Origin of the sequence: Neorhizobium sp. DAR64860/K0K1, assembly GCF_050500205.1 — a bacterium.
GTDB lineage: Bacteria > Pseudomonadota > Alphaproteobacteria > Rhizobiales > Rhizobiaceae > Neorhizobium > Neorhizobium soli.
Map to the genome: position 1 here is coordinate 1,889,804 of NZ_CP191459.1, position 12,983 is coordinate 1,902,786.

Here is a 12,983-nt window from a genome sequence, read left to right on the forward strand (position 1 = left end):
CCGGCCCACCCGTGCCGGTCTGTCTTCGCGCAACCGGTTTTAGACGATCAGGAAATCCTGATAGCTCAGCGCCAGGCTCTTATCGAGATGCGCGATCATGATCGAGCCGCCGGACTTGCTGCCGTTGGCATCGTAGAACAGATTTCCGGTATCGGTTTCGTAGACCAGAAAATCGTTGCTGTCCTTGGCCGTTGGCGACGTGCTTTTCAGGAAATTGCCGCTGGAAATCGCTCCGTTCTTGGTGAAGGCGGTGAAGATCGCGTTCTCCAGATGGATCAGATCGTCCACGACCGAGAAGTCGGTGATCGTATCGACATTCGTTGAGCTGTTCAGCGCCGAACTGAAGACGAACGTGTCCTTGCCGCTGCCACCGGTCAGGGTATCGTTTCCGGTACCACCGATCAGCTTGTCGTTGCCGCCGTTGCCGATCAGCTTGTCTTGTCCAGCCCGACCTTCGAGGATGTTGGCGACCGCGTTGCCGACGATGACGTCCACGCCCTTGCCGCCGATCGCGTTCTCGATCACCGTGCCCCGCGACAGCGAGAGATTGTTGATCCCGCCCGAGACGCTCGAGAATTCCTCAGCATTGAGGTCGATCCGCTGGTTTCCCGACGCCCAGCTGAAATTCAGCGTATCGCTGCCGCCGGTATCGACCAGGTTCATCGCGACATCCTTGCCGAGGAAGTCGGACTTCAGGTCGTAGGTCGTGTTGCCCGAACTGATCGCCGTGGTCCCGTAGAGGTTGCGGATGGCAAGGACGTCCACCATCATCGGCGTGATGGAAGTGGTGCCGGAGCCACCGGCCCAGACACTGACCTGATCGTCGAAATAGGACATCACCGTCAGTTGTGAGGAATCGTTTTCGAACCGGTTGTCTATGCCCCAGGTGGCGTTGCCGTCATAGTTGCCCGCATGGCCGAGCCCCAGCGCATGACCGATCTCGTGCACATAGGTGGACATCGTGTAGCTGTCTGCGCCCGCGCCGTAGTCGGTGATCCAGCTTGCCGCCACATTGACGAAAGACGCCGTGGTGAAACCGCCGATGATCGACGTCGATCCGCCGTAAGCGCCGCCCTCCTTGTCGTCGAAGGAGATCTGTGCCGAACCGGACACGAACTTGAACTTGATGCCGGAGGCTTCCGTCCAGGCAGTGAGAGCCCACTTGGCCAGCTGCTGGCCCTGGGTGGTCAGCGCACCGATGTTGACGGTCAACGTGCCGCCGGCCGCGATATTGAACTTGAAGGGCGTGCCGCCGTCGCTGGTCCAGAAATCCGTGGTCAACTGCTTGGCGATCGTATCGTAGCTTGCGAATTTCGGGGCGGTAACAACCGTCGTCTTCAGCGCATAGTCGCCTGACCATTCGTCGTCGTGACTGCCGACGCGGATATAGTAGGTGCCGCTCTTTTCGGCAAAGACGCTGAGCGTCGACTTCTCGAAGTCCGTGTCGAGACTGTTCTCGTCGATATCAATCGCGATGCCGTCCGCGTCCATGACCTGGAGACCGGCCCAGCCGACCGTCCCCGACATGTCGAACTGATAGGCTTTGCCTGCAGTGAGCGAGACCTTGATCCAATCGGCATCTCCGGTCGCCAGCGCGCCGGTGAACGTGTCGCCGGCAGCGATCTTGTAGGCCGTGGAACGGCTAGCCGCTGCGTCAGTCTCTTCCGTGTAAGTCGCCATTCAAGTCTCCCCCGGCCTTCCTGTGGCCATTCAAAATCCTGATGCCTCGACAAGCTGCCGGGCAAATGCCTTCAGAATATCGTCATTCAAAGCTGCGTCCGAGACGACGGTCGTCACGACCGGTCCGGAACGCCAGCCAGCAGCTCCGTCTGCCTTCCAGCGCAATCTCGCAGACACGCTGTTTGTGCGAGCGCGCGTCACCTCGAAGACGAACTGTCCATAACCAGGTCCTCGACCCGTCATCTGCTGGACTGTGGAGCGGACAGCATTACAGGCGGATCTCGAAACTGCAGTATCCATGGTATGCGCAAATTCGCAACGATACGAAGGTCGTTGCGTCGCATCGGCAAACGCGGCGAGCGAGCCGGAGGTACAGATCACCGCGAGCCCGAGTGTACGAAAGATTGCCTGACGACTATGCCGCGCAACGACGTCGCCGAACATCATGGGCTCCCTCTTTTGAACTCGCTTTTTGCGAAACCTACTTGCATCCCGGTTAGATATACGAAAACCGTTTACGGTACATTTGCGGAATACGAGGGATGAGAAATCGGAGCGATGGACTTACCCCTGCAAGACGTGCCGTTTGGAAACATTTCCGGCTGTCAACAGAGCGAACCGCATTTTCCCAACCTCGAAAATAATCCGAAATTGTCGCCGGTGTCACACAGATGCTTCAGAGCATAGGCAAAGTCCCTGCTTTACAGGCGTCGCACTGTCGAAGCAGTCCTGATCGCGAACGCCGTCCAATTGCGTGAACTTTGCGCAGTCCGGTACTTGACGTCGTAAATCACTGAGATTCCTCAACGTTTTTTCTTCCCCGTTATCCACAGCCAAACCTACAATATCTTGTGGTTACGAAACCACTAACAACTACGGCTTGACGAATCTCCCCTGGAGGTCGACATTGCCATCAGGTTGCGGCGGCGACTGGACCGGGAGTAACGAGGCCGGTTCTTTTTCGAGTCAAAATGGGTTTCCTGCAGGTCGTGGCGGTTCTTGAGGATCGCCTGGTGACGGATTTCCATGGCCGCTCGATGGTCTGCTGAAACGGTGCTGGCGCTGGTGGAAAGAAACTGTTAATACTATATTTAGTGTTTGCAGCCACCATCCATCACAAGATACAGACATGCCATCCATGATGTTTCACTGGGTGATAAAATTTTGACCGGCTGCCCATGATGGCGAGCAGCCGGCATGAACACGTGCGCCCCATCGAGTGGCGCCTCACTGACGAGGGATTAGGCAATGCGCATCGAACGTCGTTTCACCAAGCCGGAAACGGGCGCCTACGGAGAGATCGAATTCCGCAAGGCAACCAGCGAGATCCGTAATCCGGATGGCTCGATCGTCTTCCGGCTTGCGGATATCGACGTGCCCACGCAGTTCTCGCAGGTTGCGACGGACGTTCTGGCGCAGAAGTATTTCCGCAAGGCCGGCGTGCCTGCGCGCCTGAAGAAAGTCGAAGAAAACGACGTTCCGTCGTTCCTCTGGCGTTCGGTTGCCGATGAAAAGGCGCTGCGCGATCTTCCCGAAGGCGAGCGTTACGGTTCGGAAATCGATGCGCGCCAGGTATTTTCGCGTCTTGCCGGTACCTGGACCTACTGGGGCTGGAAGGGCGGCTATTTCACGTCGGAAGACGACGCCTCCGCGTTCATGGACGAGCTTGCCTATATGCTTGCCACCCAGCGCGTTGCGCCGAACAGCCCGCAGTGGTTCAACACCGGCCTGCATTGGGCCTATGGCATCGACGGTCCTGGCCAGGGCCATTTCTATATCGACCCGTTCACCGGCAAGCTGACCAAGTCGAAGTCGTCTTACGAGCATCCGCAGCCGCATGCCTGCTTCATCCAGTCGGTCGGCGATGACCTCGTCAACGAAGGCGGCATCATGGACCTGTGGGTTCGCGAAGCCCGCCTGTTCAAGTACGGCTCCGGCACCGGCTCCAACTTCAGCCATCTGCGCGGCGAAGGCGAAAAACTTTCGGGCGGCGGTCGCTCCAGCGGCCTGATGAGCTTCCTCAAGATCGGTGACCGTGCAGCCGGCGCCATCAAGTCGGGCGGCACGACGCGCCGCGCCGCGAAGATGGTCGTGGTCGATATCGACCATCCGGATATCGAGGAATACATCAACTGGAAGGTCAAGGAAGAGCAGAAGGTTGCCGCCCTCGTCACCGGTTCCAAGATCGTCAGCCGTCATCTGAAGGCGATCATGAAGGCTTGCGTCAACTGCGAGGCCGATGGCGACGAGTGCTACGACCCGCTGAAGAACCCTGCCCTGAAGCGCGAGATCAAGGCTGCCAAGAAGGACCAGGTTCCGGAAAACTACGTCAAGCGCGTCATCCAGTTCGCCAAGCAGGGCTACAAGGATCTTGAATTCAAGACCTATGACACGGACTGGGATTCGGAAGCCTACCTCACGGTATCCGGCCAGAACTCTAACAACTCTGTCTCGCTAAAGGACGACTTCCTCAAGGCGGTCGAGAATGACGGCGACTGGAACCTGACCGCTCGCAAGGACGGCAAGGTCATGAAGACGCTGAAGGCCAAGGACCTGTGGGAACAGATTTCCTATGCCGCATGGGCGTCTGCCGATCCGGGCATCCACTTCAACACGACGATGAACGACTGGCACACGTCGCCGGCCGGTGGACCGATCCGCGGCTCGAACCCGTGCTCGGAATACATGTTCCTCGACGACACGGCCTGCAACCTTGCCTCGCTGAACCTTCTTCAGTTCAAGAACCCGGCGACGAAGAACATCAACATTGCCGATTACGAGCATTCGGTCCGCCTGTGGACCGTCGTTCTCGAAGTCTCGGTCATGATGGCGCAGTTCCCGTCCAAGGAAATTGCCGAACTCTCCTACCAGTACCGCACGCTCGGCCTCGGCTATGCCAACATTGGTGGCTTCCTGATGTCGTCGGGCATTCCGTATGACTCGAAGGAAGGCCGCGCCATTGCCGGCTCGCTGACCGCGATCATGACCGGCGTTGCCTATGCGACGTCTGCCGAAATGGCCGGCGAACTCGGACCGTTCGCGAATTTCGCACCGAACCGCGAGAGCATGCTGCGGGTCATCCGCAACCACCGCCGCGCAGCTTACGGCGAAACCTCCGGCTACGAGCAGCTGTCGGTCGATCCGGTTGCGCTGATCCACTCGGAAAACCCGGACCAGGATCTCGTCGTCCATGCAAAGGCTGCCTGGGACAAGGCGCTGCAGCTGGGTGAAAAGCACGGCTATCGCAACGCCCAGACAACAGTGATTGCGCCGACAGGCACGATCGGTCTCGTCATGGACTGCGACACGACTGGCATCGAGCCCGACTTTGCGCTGGTCAAGTTCAAGAAGCTCGCCGGCGGCGGCTACTTCAAGATCATCAACGGTGCGGTTCCGGAAGCCCTGCGCAGCCTCGGCTATACCGAAAGCCAGCTTGCGGAAATCGAGGCCTATGCGGTTGGTCACGGCAACATCAACCAGGCTCCCGGCGTCAACCCCGGTTCGCTGAAGGCAAAGGGCTTCTCCGACGAGAAGATCGCTGCCATCAACGGCGCAACCAAGGCTGCCTTCGACATCAAGTTCGTGTTCAACCAGTGGACGCTCGGCACCGACTTCCTCAAGGAAACCCTGAAAGTTTCCGACGAGCAGCTGGCCGACATGAGCTTCAACCTGCTCGAGCATATCGGTTTCTCAAAGAAGGACATCGAAGCCGCCAACATCCACGTCTGCGGTGCGATGACGCTGGAAGGCGCTCCGTTCCTCAAGGACGAGCATCTGCCGGTGTTCGATTGCGCCAACCCGTGCGGCAAGATCGGCAAGCGCTACCTGTCGGTTGAAAGCCACATCCGCATGATGGCGGCGGCCCAGCCGTTCATCTCCGGCGCGATCTCCAAGACGATCAACATGCCGAACGAGGCGACCGTCGAAGATTGCGGCGCAGCCTATATGCTGTCCTGGAAGCTGGCTCTCAAGGCCAACGCCCTCTACCGCGATGGTTCGAAGCTGTCGCAGCCGCTCAACGCCTCGCTGATCGACGAAGACGATGCCGAGGACGCGATCGAGGAGCTGATCGCAGCACCAAGTGCAGCCCAGGCCGTGACGATCACCGAAAAGATCGTCGAGCGGATCATCGAACGCGTGACCCGCGAACGTGAAAAGCTGCCGAACCGCCGCCAGGGTTACACCCAGAAGGCCAATGTCGGCGGACACAAGGTATATCTGCGCACCGGTGAATTCGGTGACGGCCGCATCGGCGAGATCTTCATCGACATGCACAAGGAAGGCGCCGCCTTCCGTGCAATGATGAACAACTTCGCCATCGCCATCTCGCTCGGTCTCCAGTACGGCGTGCCGCTCGAGGAATATGTGGAGGCCTTCACCTTCACCAAGTTCGAGCCGGCCGGCATCGTGACGGGCAATGACGCGATCAAGAACGCCACGTCGATCCTCGACTACGTGTTCCGCGAACTGGCCGTCTCCTATCTCGGTCGCCACGACCTGGCGCATGTGGATACGTCGGACTTCTCGCAGACCGCACTCGGCAAGGGTATCGAGGAAGGCAAGACCAACCTTCTCTCCACCGGCTGGACGCGCGGCTACAAGCCGACACTCGTCTCGGGTGGTTCCGACCGGTTGGCCGGCAACGAGCCGAAGGGTTCGGCAGGGGGCTCCGCGGCAAAGGCCTCGGTCGGCAGCGGCGGCGGCAACGTCACCTCGTTTGCCGGCTCGGCTGCCCGCAAGCTCGAAACCACGCTTGCGATCTCCACATCGGAAGTCGTGTCCTTCAAGCGCGACTACGAAGAGCGGCCTCGCGAAGTGGCGGATGATATCGCCGACGAGCAGCTTGCCGACGAAGGCCAGCAGGTCGCAACCGCCCTCTTCTCGGACAAGGCTGAGGCAGACGCTGCCGCTGCCAAGGCGGAAGCCAAGAAGAAGGAAGCCGATCGCCGCATGAAGTCGATCATGCAGGGCTACACCGGCAACATGTGCACCGAGTGCCAGAACTTCACCATGGTCCGCAACGGAACATGCGAAAAGTGCGACACCTGCGGCGCAACGAGCGGCTGCAGCTGAGTTGAGACGGGATTGGTGAGTGAGCGGCTAGCCCTCAACTGAGCCAAATTAGTCTAACCTGATCCCCGCACTGATGATGTTCAGTGCGGGGATTTTTCTTGCGGCCTTTTCCTCAAACACTGAATAAACTCTGTTCGTAGCTGTTCCCTCGAAACAGTCTTTCCCGTGTATGCCAAAAGCGAGGAACCGAGCTTAGAGCGCTGGCGACCCACGGCCAGCAACAGCATGACCTGCAATCCGGTTTGATCCTAGCGTGGCCCACCCCACTTCACAAAGCCGTGTCACCGCACTTCGCCTTGCGGCCATCAACCTCCCGTTAGCTTTTCGTTGACCATAATGGTCCCGTATTCGCCGGGCTGCGGTTTTCGCATCCCGCTGTCACAGTTTGCGTAAAGCGGGTTTGTCGTGTCCCAGTCTCTGTCGATTAAGTCTGTACCCGGTGCTGCACGCGCACTTGTGAACCTCGCCTCGCAAGCGGCCGGCAAGGCTGCACGGTCTGCGGGCGCAGCCGGGCTTGCGGTAGCGGCTCTGTTGGGATCGGCGTCGTTTGCCTTTGCCGAGGATCGGTCTCTCAAGCTCTATTTTACCCATACGGGCGAAAAGGCGACGATTACCTACAAGCGGGACGGCAGGCTGGATCAGAAGGGTCTTGCCCAGATGAACCGGTTCCTGCGCGACTGGCGCCGCAACGAGACGGCGCGAATGGATCCGAACCTGCTCGATCTCGTCTGGGAGATCTACGAGCGTTCCGGCACCAACAATTACATCCACGTCGTTTCGGCTTATCGTTCGCCTGCCACCAACAACATGCTGCGCGGTCGCTCACGCTCCACCGGGGTTGCGCGCAAGAGCCAGCATATGCTTGGCAAGGCGATCGATCTCTACATTCCCGGCGTCAAGCTTTCGACGCTGCGGGCCATCGCTGTTCAGATCCAGGGCGGCGGCGTCGGTTATTACCCGACATCCGGCTCGCCCTTCCTGCATGTGGATGTCGGCAATGTCCGGGCCTGGCCACGACTGTCGCGGCAGGAGCTGGCGCGTATCTTCCCGAACGGCAGAACCATTCATGTTCCCGCCGACGGAAGACCGCTCCAGGGCTATAGCGTCGCGATGGCCGACCTCAAACGCCGTGGCAGCGGCAAGTCGATCGCTATTGCGCGTGCGACCATAGATATCGAGGCCGACGATGATGCAGGTGCCGGAAAACGGGTCGGCAGCGGCCTGATCACCGCGATGCTGCCAACACCACGCAGCCGCGCGCTTGCAGCACTCGACGAGCAGACAACGCCACGGCCATCGGCGCGTGCGACGGTTGCCGTGGCGCCGGTACCCGCCTTTGCCGATCTGGCATCTCTCGCAATCCCGGCCCCGGGCCTGCGTCCGGCGGCTGCAACCGCGTCATCGGCTCCTGCCGCCGTCATCGAAACCGCCTCGCTTGGTCCGGCACCGACGGCCGCATCGGCGTCCGCGCTCGGAAACAGCACGCCGATGCTGCCGCGCCCTGCACAGGGCTTCGTACCCGCCTTAGCCCTTGCTGCGCCGGCGAAAGGACTTCCAGAACCAAGACACTCGCTGGCATCGCTGCCGATCACCGGGCCGCAAATCGATCCGGAAGACGAGTTTGATGGCGAAGACGTTTTGATCTCCTGGGCGATTTCGCCCCCCGGCGCATCGACCGGAATGACCGCGCCGCTCGTCGTCGGCCGCACGCTGACGGATCTGACTGCCAAGCCGGACAGTGCCGAGCCTCTGCCGCTCGGTATTGCCGAAGAGTTCGATCACAGCCGGTTCTGGTCGGACGGCTGATCGGCCACCGGTTCAGACCCATCGTTTTCATAGCGATCATGAAAAAGGCCCGCGATTGCGGGCCTTTCGAGTTTATGTAGTGAGCGATGGGGCAGAAGTTGTGGCTCGCAGCGTTTCCCGACAGACATCGATAGGCAAACCGTTGAGGCGGCTCAGCCCAAGTCTCCAACGAAAAAAGGCCCGCGTGTGAGCGAGCCTTTTCCGTTCCGGGTGTGACCGGATTAATCAGAACCTGTAGTTCACGCCAGCGGTAACCGAGTGGTCATGAACGTCCTTACGGGTTTCGACGCCCTGGTAGGAGCTCTTGACGTTGTCGGTCATGACATAGTTGTACTCGACGCGGGCCGAGATGTTGCCGGTCAGCTTCTGCTCGATGCCGGCACCCAGCAGGAGGCCAGGCTTCCAGCCGTCCGGGCCGGTAACATTGTCGCCATCGCGATACTTCGTCATGGCAAGACCGGTCGTGCCGTAAAGCAGCGTCTGGTCGAGCGGAACACCAGCCTTGACCTTGGCGGCCATGCGATGACGCTCGGACAGCTTGCCGCCGCGGGCCTTCACATCGGCATCGCCGAGATAGGAGTAATCGAGTTCGCCACCAACGATAGCGCCGCCCAGGTCGTGGTTGTAGCCGCCGTGAACGCCGAGGTTGAGGCCCTTGCCGCTGGCAAACGGGTTGATCCTCGGCGACGTTACACCGCCGTGTCCACCGACATAAGCACCTGACCAACCGGCCGGTTCGCTCGCAGGTTCGCTGTAGGCGGGCGCCTCATAGGCGCTGGTGAGATCCGCAGCCATAACGGGGCTGGCGGCAAAGGCGGCGACGAGCGCCAGGGCAAGTGTCGTCTGGGTCATTGCGTTTACTCCATACAAAGCCTGCAAGTGGCGGATGCGCAGGCGATACAACCGGCTGAAAGCCGCGGGACGATCCAGGCAACCCAGCCCAGATAGCGAGGACAAACCCGCACCGTATTGCGATTTATTTTCACGAATTCATAAACGCATCGTTAACTGCGACCGTTCGCAACGACCTTTGTGCGATATCTTCAGATCACGATATTGGGATGCCAGAAAGCCCGCAAAATCGACGTTTTTTGGGAACCTTTTCGGGGGTCGTTAAATTGGATAGATTCGACCATCACAGAGGAGAACCGCACATGCTGACGAATACCGCACGGCAGTCCGTCCCGTCGCCGGAGGAGAATGTTCTGACCGTCCAGGAAGCGCTCGAGCCGCTGTTTCTTGCGCTCGAGGAAGAGGCGGAAGTAAGGATGATTGCAGCGGCCCTGAAGGCCGGCTGGACCGCAGAAGAGGCTGTCACAGCAATCGACGAACTGCGAATGAACGAACTGCTGCCGAACAACCCCTCGCACTAGGACCGGCCGAAATTATCGGTCGCCTCGCTTCTACCGCTCCCCTACACTGCTTCCGACTTACGTCGGAATGCAGCGAGGACAGATGACGTTCAGAAAAATTTGCGTATATGGCGCGGGCGCGCTCGGAAGTGCATTTGCCGCAAAGATAGCGGCGGGATCAGGAGCCGACACGGAGCTGTCGGTTGTGGCGCGAGGCGCACAGCTTAAGGCAATCCGAGAGAACGGGTTAAACGTCGTTTATGAAGACACGGGCATCGATCCGGTCCGCGTACGGGTTACCGCGACGGATGATCCGTTCAGTCTGCCTCCACAGGATCTTATCATTACCGGTTTGAAGGGCCATCAGCTCGCAGCCGCAACAGATGGTCTAGCGGCACTGCTTGGCGAAAGCACGCGCGTCGTGATGATCCTGAACGGAATTCCCTGGTGGTATTTCCATGGGGACATGGAAAGCGGCTTTGGAGGCCGGCAAATCCCCGAGCTCGACGCAGACAGTTGCATCTGGAACGCCATCGGTCCGGAACGCGTGATCGGTTGCGTCGCGTATCAAGGTGCGGAAATCATCGAACCCGGCAAGACACGCCTGAACGGCAAAGGCCACTTCTTTCTCGGAGAACCCAGCGGCGAGATGTCCGGCGAACTGTCGTCGATCGTGGACCTTTTCCAGCGCTGCGATCTCGATGCCAAGGCAACGCCGCGGATCAGAGACGAGATCTGGGCGAAGCTTCGTGGCAACGCCGCCTTCAATCCCATCAGCGCCCTCACCCGCGCCTTGATGATCGACATGATGTCAAACCCGGATATCGCCGAAATCGTTCGGAAAATCATCAACGAGGTTCAGACCGTCGGCACCGCCTTTGGTGCGAGGTTCACCCAGACGGCCGATGAAATGTTTGCGAGAGCGCAAGGTTTCGGGCCAGTAAAAACCTCGATGCTTCAGGATCTACTTGCGGGCAAGGCGCTGGAGATCGTGCCGTTGACGGGCATGGTCGTGTCGCTCGGAAAACTGGCCGGCGTGCCGACGCCCGTGTGCGAAACCATCTTTGCGCTGACCGCCCAACTGGACCGCCAGCACCTCACAAACTGAATCAAATCGCTCTCGACCTGAGTCCGGAAATTGCTTCAAGTCTTTGTAGAGACAGCTTTTTACGAAACCGAAAAAAGAAAAGTCCCGCTGCGGGGAACAGCGGGACCAGGTAGATTGGAGGTCAAATATTTTGTCGTTTTTGGGCGACGCGGGGGGAAACATCGCCTTGCTTTATCTGTCTTGCCAGCGGGCTGGTGGCTCAGCGCGTCGGCATCATGCTTAAATAACACCCAGGAACGCAGTAGGTTCCATAGATCTTTAACCGGGTGTCTGTAGGATTGTTGTACCCATATACTGGCATGAATGAGGCAAGCATGGCAGGTCCGAATTTTCGCTACACGCATTATGATCTCAAACCGCAGCGCGCCGGCACGATCATCGAAGTCACGCTCAATGGCGTGAACAACGTCCGCCTGATGACCGCTTCGAACTACCAGCGGTTTACGGAACAACTCGATTTCAAGTTCGTCGGCGGCGTTGCGAAGAAATCGCCGCTGCGGATCGCCGTTCCGGAAAACGGCCACTGGCATCTGGTGGTGGATATGGAAGGGCATCACGCTCTGGCCGAGTCTTCGGTGAGGCTCGTCGCGGCACCGGGTCAGGCGCAGAAACCAGGCATCGCCAGGGCTTCCTGAGGCTTAGCTGCCGCCGCGCTCCTTGCGCAGCTTCGACCACCAGTCGAGACGCTTTCTGATGTCACGCTCGAAGCCACGCTCCGGCGGATCGTAATAGGTCTGGCGGCCCATTTTTTCCGGGAAGTAGTTCTGGCCCGAAAATGCGTCGGGCTCGTCGTGATCGTAGCGATACCCGTCATTATAGCCCTCGGCTTTCATCAGCTTGGTCGGGGCATTGAGGATATGCTTGGGTGGCAGAAGCGAGCCGTTTTCCTTGGCAGCACGGGTCGCTGCCTTGAAGGCCATATAGACCGCATTCGATTTCGGAGCCGTCGCCAGGTAGACGCAGGCCTGGGCCAGCGCAAGCTCCCCTTCCGGCGATCCGAGATAGTCATAGGCATCCTTGGCGGCATTGCACACGACAAGCGCCTGCGGGTCGGCAAGGCCTATGTCCTCCACCGCCATCCGGACCAGACGTCGGCCGAGATAGAGCGGGTCCTCGCCGGCATCGAACATGCGCGCGAGGTAGTACAGTGCTGCATCGGGATCCGAGCCCCGCACCGACTTGTGGAGCGCGGAGATGAGATTGTAGTGGCCGTCCTGTGCCTTGTCGTAGACAGGGGCGCGGCGCTGGACGATCTCGGTAAGACCAACCGTGTCGAAGACCTCGCCCGCGCGCGCTGCACGCCAGATTTCTTCGGCCAGCGTCAGAACCGCACGGCCGTCTCCGTCCGCCATCCGGATCAGGCTTGCGCGCGCGCCGTCATCGAGCGGCAGCGGCTTTGCCTCCACTTGCTCAGCGCGTTCCAAAAGTTCGCTGAGGCTGTCCTCGTCGTGACTGCGGTAGGTCAGAACGCGCGCGCGAGAGAGAAGAGCGGCGTTGAGTTCGAAACTGGGGTTCTCGGTGGTAGCGCCCACGAGGATCACCGTTCCGTCTTCCATGACGGGCAGGAAACTGTCCTGCTGGGCGCGGTTGAAGCGATGGATCTCATCGACGAAGAGAAGCGTCTGGCGGCCCTGCATGCGTCTCAGCCGGGCCAATTCGAACACCTTCTTCAGATCCGCGACGCCGGAAAAGATCGCCGAAATCTGCTCAAAAGCGAGACCCGCCTCACCCGACAGCAGCCGGGCGACTGTTGTCTTTCCTGTGCCGGGAGGGCCCCAGAAGATCATCGATCCGAGCGAGCCGGAATTGATCATGCGACGAAGCACGCCATCGTCACCCGTCAGATGAGCCTGACCTGTCACCTCCGAAAGCGTCTTCGGCCGCAACCGGTCGGCAAGCGGCCGCCGGCTGGCGACTTCTTCTGGGACTTTCGGTGCAAACAGGTCGTCGCTCATCAGCCCTTA

General features: G+C 59.7%; 9 protein-coding genes. 5 read left to right on the forward strand and 4 right to left on the reverse strand.

Going from position 1 to position 12,983, the window contains the following annotated elements:
• Positions 1-39: 39 nt before the first annotated feature.
• Together ACQY1J_RS13820 and ACQY1J_RS13825 are read right to left on the reverse strand one after the other, a co-directional pair.
• Entirely contained in the window at positions 40-1,680 is a 1,641-nt protein-coding gene (locus tag ACQY1J_RS13820; RefSeq protein WP_192086674.1) for a M10 family metallopeptidase C-terminal domain-containing protein, read from the reverse strand.
• Between the two features lie 30 nt (positions 1,681-1,710).
• Positions 1,711-2,127 carry a hypothetical protein gene (locus ACQY1J_RS13825; RefSeq protein ID WP_430250128.1) on the reverse strand — a complete coding sequence of 139 codons (417 nt, stop codon included), beginning with the start codon at positions 2,125-2,127 and terminating at the stop codon, positions 1,711-1,713.
• A gap of 801 nt (positions 2,128-2,928) precedes the next feature.
• Here ACQY1J_RS13825 and ACQY1J_RS13830 point away from each other — a divergent pair.
• Together ACQY1J_RS13830 and ACQY1J_RS13835 are read left to right on the forward strand one after the other, a co-directional pair.
• Positions 2,929-6,753: a vitamin B12-dependent ribonucleotide reductase gene (locus ACQY1J_RS13830; RefSeq protein ID WP_430250130.1), complete on the forward strand. Its 3,825-nt coding sequence runs from the start codon at positions 2,929-2,931 to the stop codon at positions 6,751-6,753.
• Between the two features lie 405 nt (positions 6,754-7,158).
• A complete protein-coding gene (locus ACQY1J_RS13835) occupies positions 7,159-8,559 on the forward strand; it encodes a DUF882 domain-containing protein (protein ID WP_430250132.1) in 1,401 nt (466 codons plus the stop codon).
• A gap of 225 nt (positions 8,560-8,784) precedes the next feature.
• Here the strand turns inward: ACQY1J_RS13835 and ACQY1J_RS13840 are convergent, their stop codons facing one another.
• Positions 8,785-9,411, reverse strand: coding sequence for an outer membrane protein (locus tag ACQY1J_RS13840; protein WP_430250134.1), 627 nt, complete (start codon positions 9,409-9,411; stop codon positions 8,785-8,787).
• Positions 9,412-9,713: 302 nt separating this feature from the next.
• On the opposite strand from ACQY1J_RS13840, the gene ACQY1J_RS13845 reads away from it, so the two are divergent.
• The 3 genes from ACQY1J_RS13845 (at position 9,714) to ACQY1J_RS13855 (ending at position 11,654) form a co-directional block, all read left to right on the forward strand.
• Entirely contained in the window at positions 9,714-9,932 is a 219-nt protein-coding gene (locus ACQY1J_RS13845) for a hypothetical protein (RefSeq protein ID WP_062457666.1), read from the forward strand.
• A gap of 82 nt (positions 9,933-10,014) precedes the next feature.
• Positions 10,015-11,019: a ketopantoate reductase family protein gene (locus tag ACQY1J_RS13850; protein WP_430250136.1), complete on the forward strand. Its 1,005-nt coding sequence runs from the start codon at positions 10,015-10,017 to the stop codon at positions 11,017-11,019.
• A 314-nt stretch (positions 11,020-11,333) separates the two neighbouring features.
• Positions 11,334-11,654 (forward strand): DUF1883 domain-containing protein, encoded by a 321-nt coding sequence (locus tag ACQY1J_RS13855; protein ID WP_192076793.1) that lies wholly within the window; start codon positions 11,334-11,336, stop codon positions 11,652-11,654.
• Between the two features lie 3 nt (positions 11,655-11,657).
• Here the strand turns inward: ACQY1J_RS13855 and ACQY1J_RS13860 are convergent, their stop codons facing one another.
• On the reverse strand, positions 11,658-12,974 hold the full coding sequence (locus ACQY1J_RS13860; protein ID WP_430250138.1) for a replication-associated recombination protein A: 1,317 nt from the start codon (positions 12,972-12,974) through the stop codon (positions 11,658-11,660).
• Positions 12,975-12,983 lie beyond the last annotated feature (9 nt).

What these genes read in the sequence shown, in the direction of transcription:
- ACQY1J_RS13830 (WP_430250130.1), top strand. Translation starts at nt 2,929, where the DNA reads ATGCGCATCGAACGTCGTTTCACCAAGCCGGAAACGGGCGCCTACGGA.
- ACQY1J_RS13855 (WP_192076793.1), top strand. Translation starts at nt 11,334, where the DNA reads ATGGCAGGTCCGAATTTTCGCTACACGCATTATGATCTCAAACCGCAG.
- ACQY1J_RS13860 (WP_430250138.1), bottom strand. Translation starts at nt 12,974, where the DNA reads ATGAGCGACGACCTGTTTGCACCGAAAGTCCCAGAAGAAGTCGCCAGC.
- ACQY1J_RS13840 (WP_430250134.1), bottom strand. Translation starts at nt 9,411, where the DNA reads ATGACCCAGACGACACTTGCCCTGGCGCTCGTCGCCGCCTTTGCCGCC.
- ACQY1J_RS13825 (WP_430250128.1), bottom strand. Translation starts at nt 2,127, where the DNA reads ATGATGTTCGGCGACGTCGTTGCGCGGCATAGTCGTCAGGCAATCTTT.
- ACQY1J_RS13845 (WP_062457666.1), top strand. Translation starts at nt 9,714, where the DNA reads ATGCTGACGAATACCGCACGGCAGTCCGTCCCGTCGCCGGAGGAGAAT.
- ACQY1J_RS13820 (WP_192086674.1), bottom strand. Translation starts at nt 1,680, where the DNA reads ATGGCGACTTACACGGAAGAGACTGACGCAGCGGCTAGCCGTTCCACG.
- ACQY1J_RS13850 (WP_430250136.1), top strand. Translation starts at nt 10,015, where the DNA reads ATGACGTTCAGAAAAATTTGCGTATATGGCGCGGGCGCGCTCGGAAGT.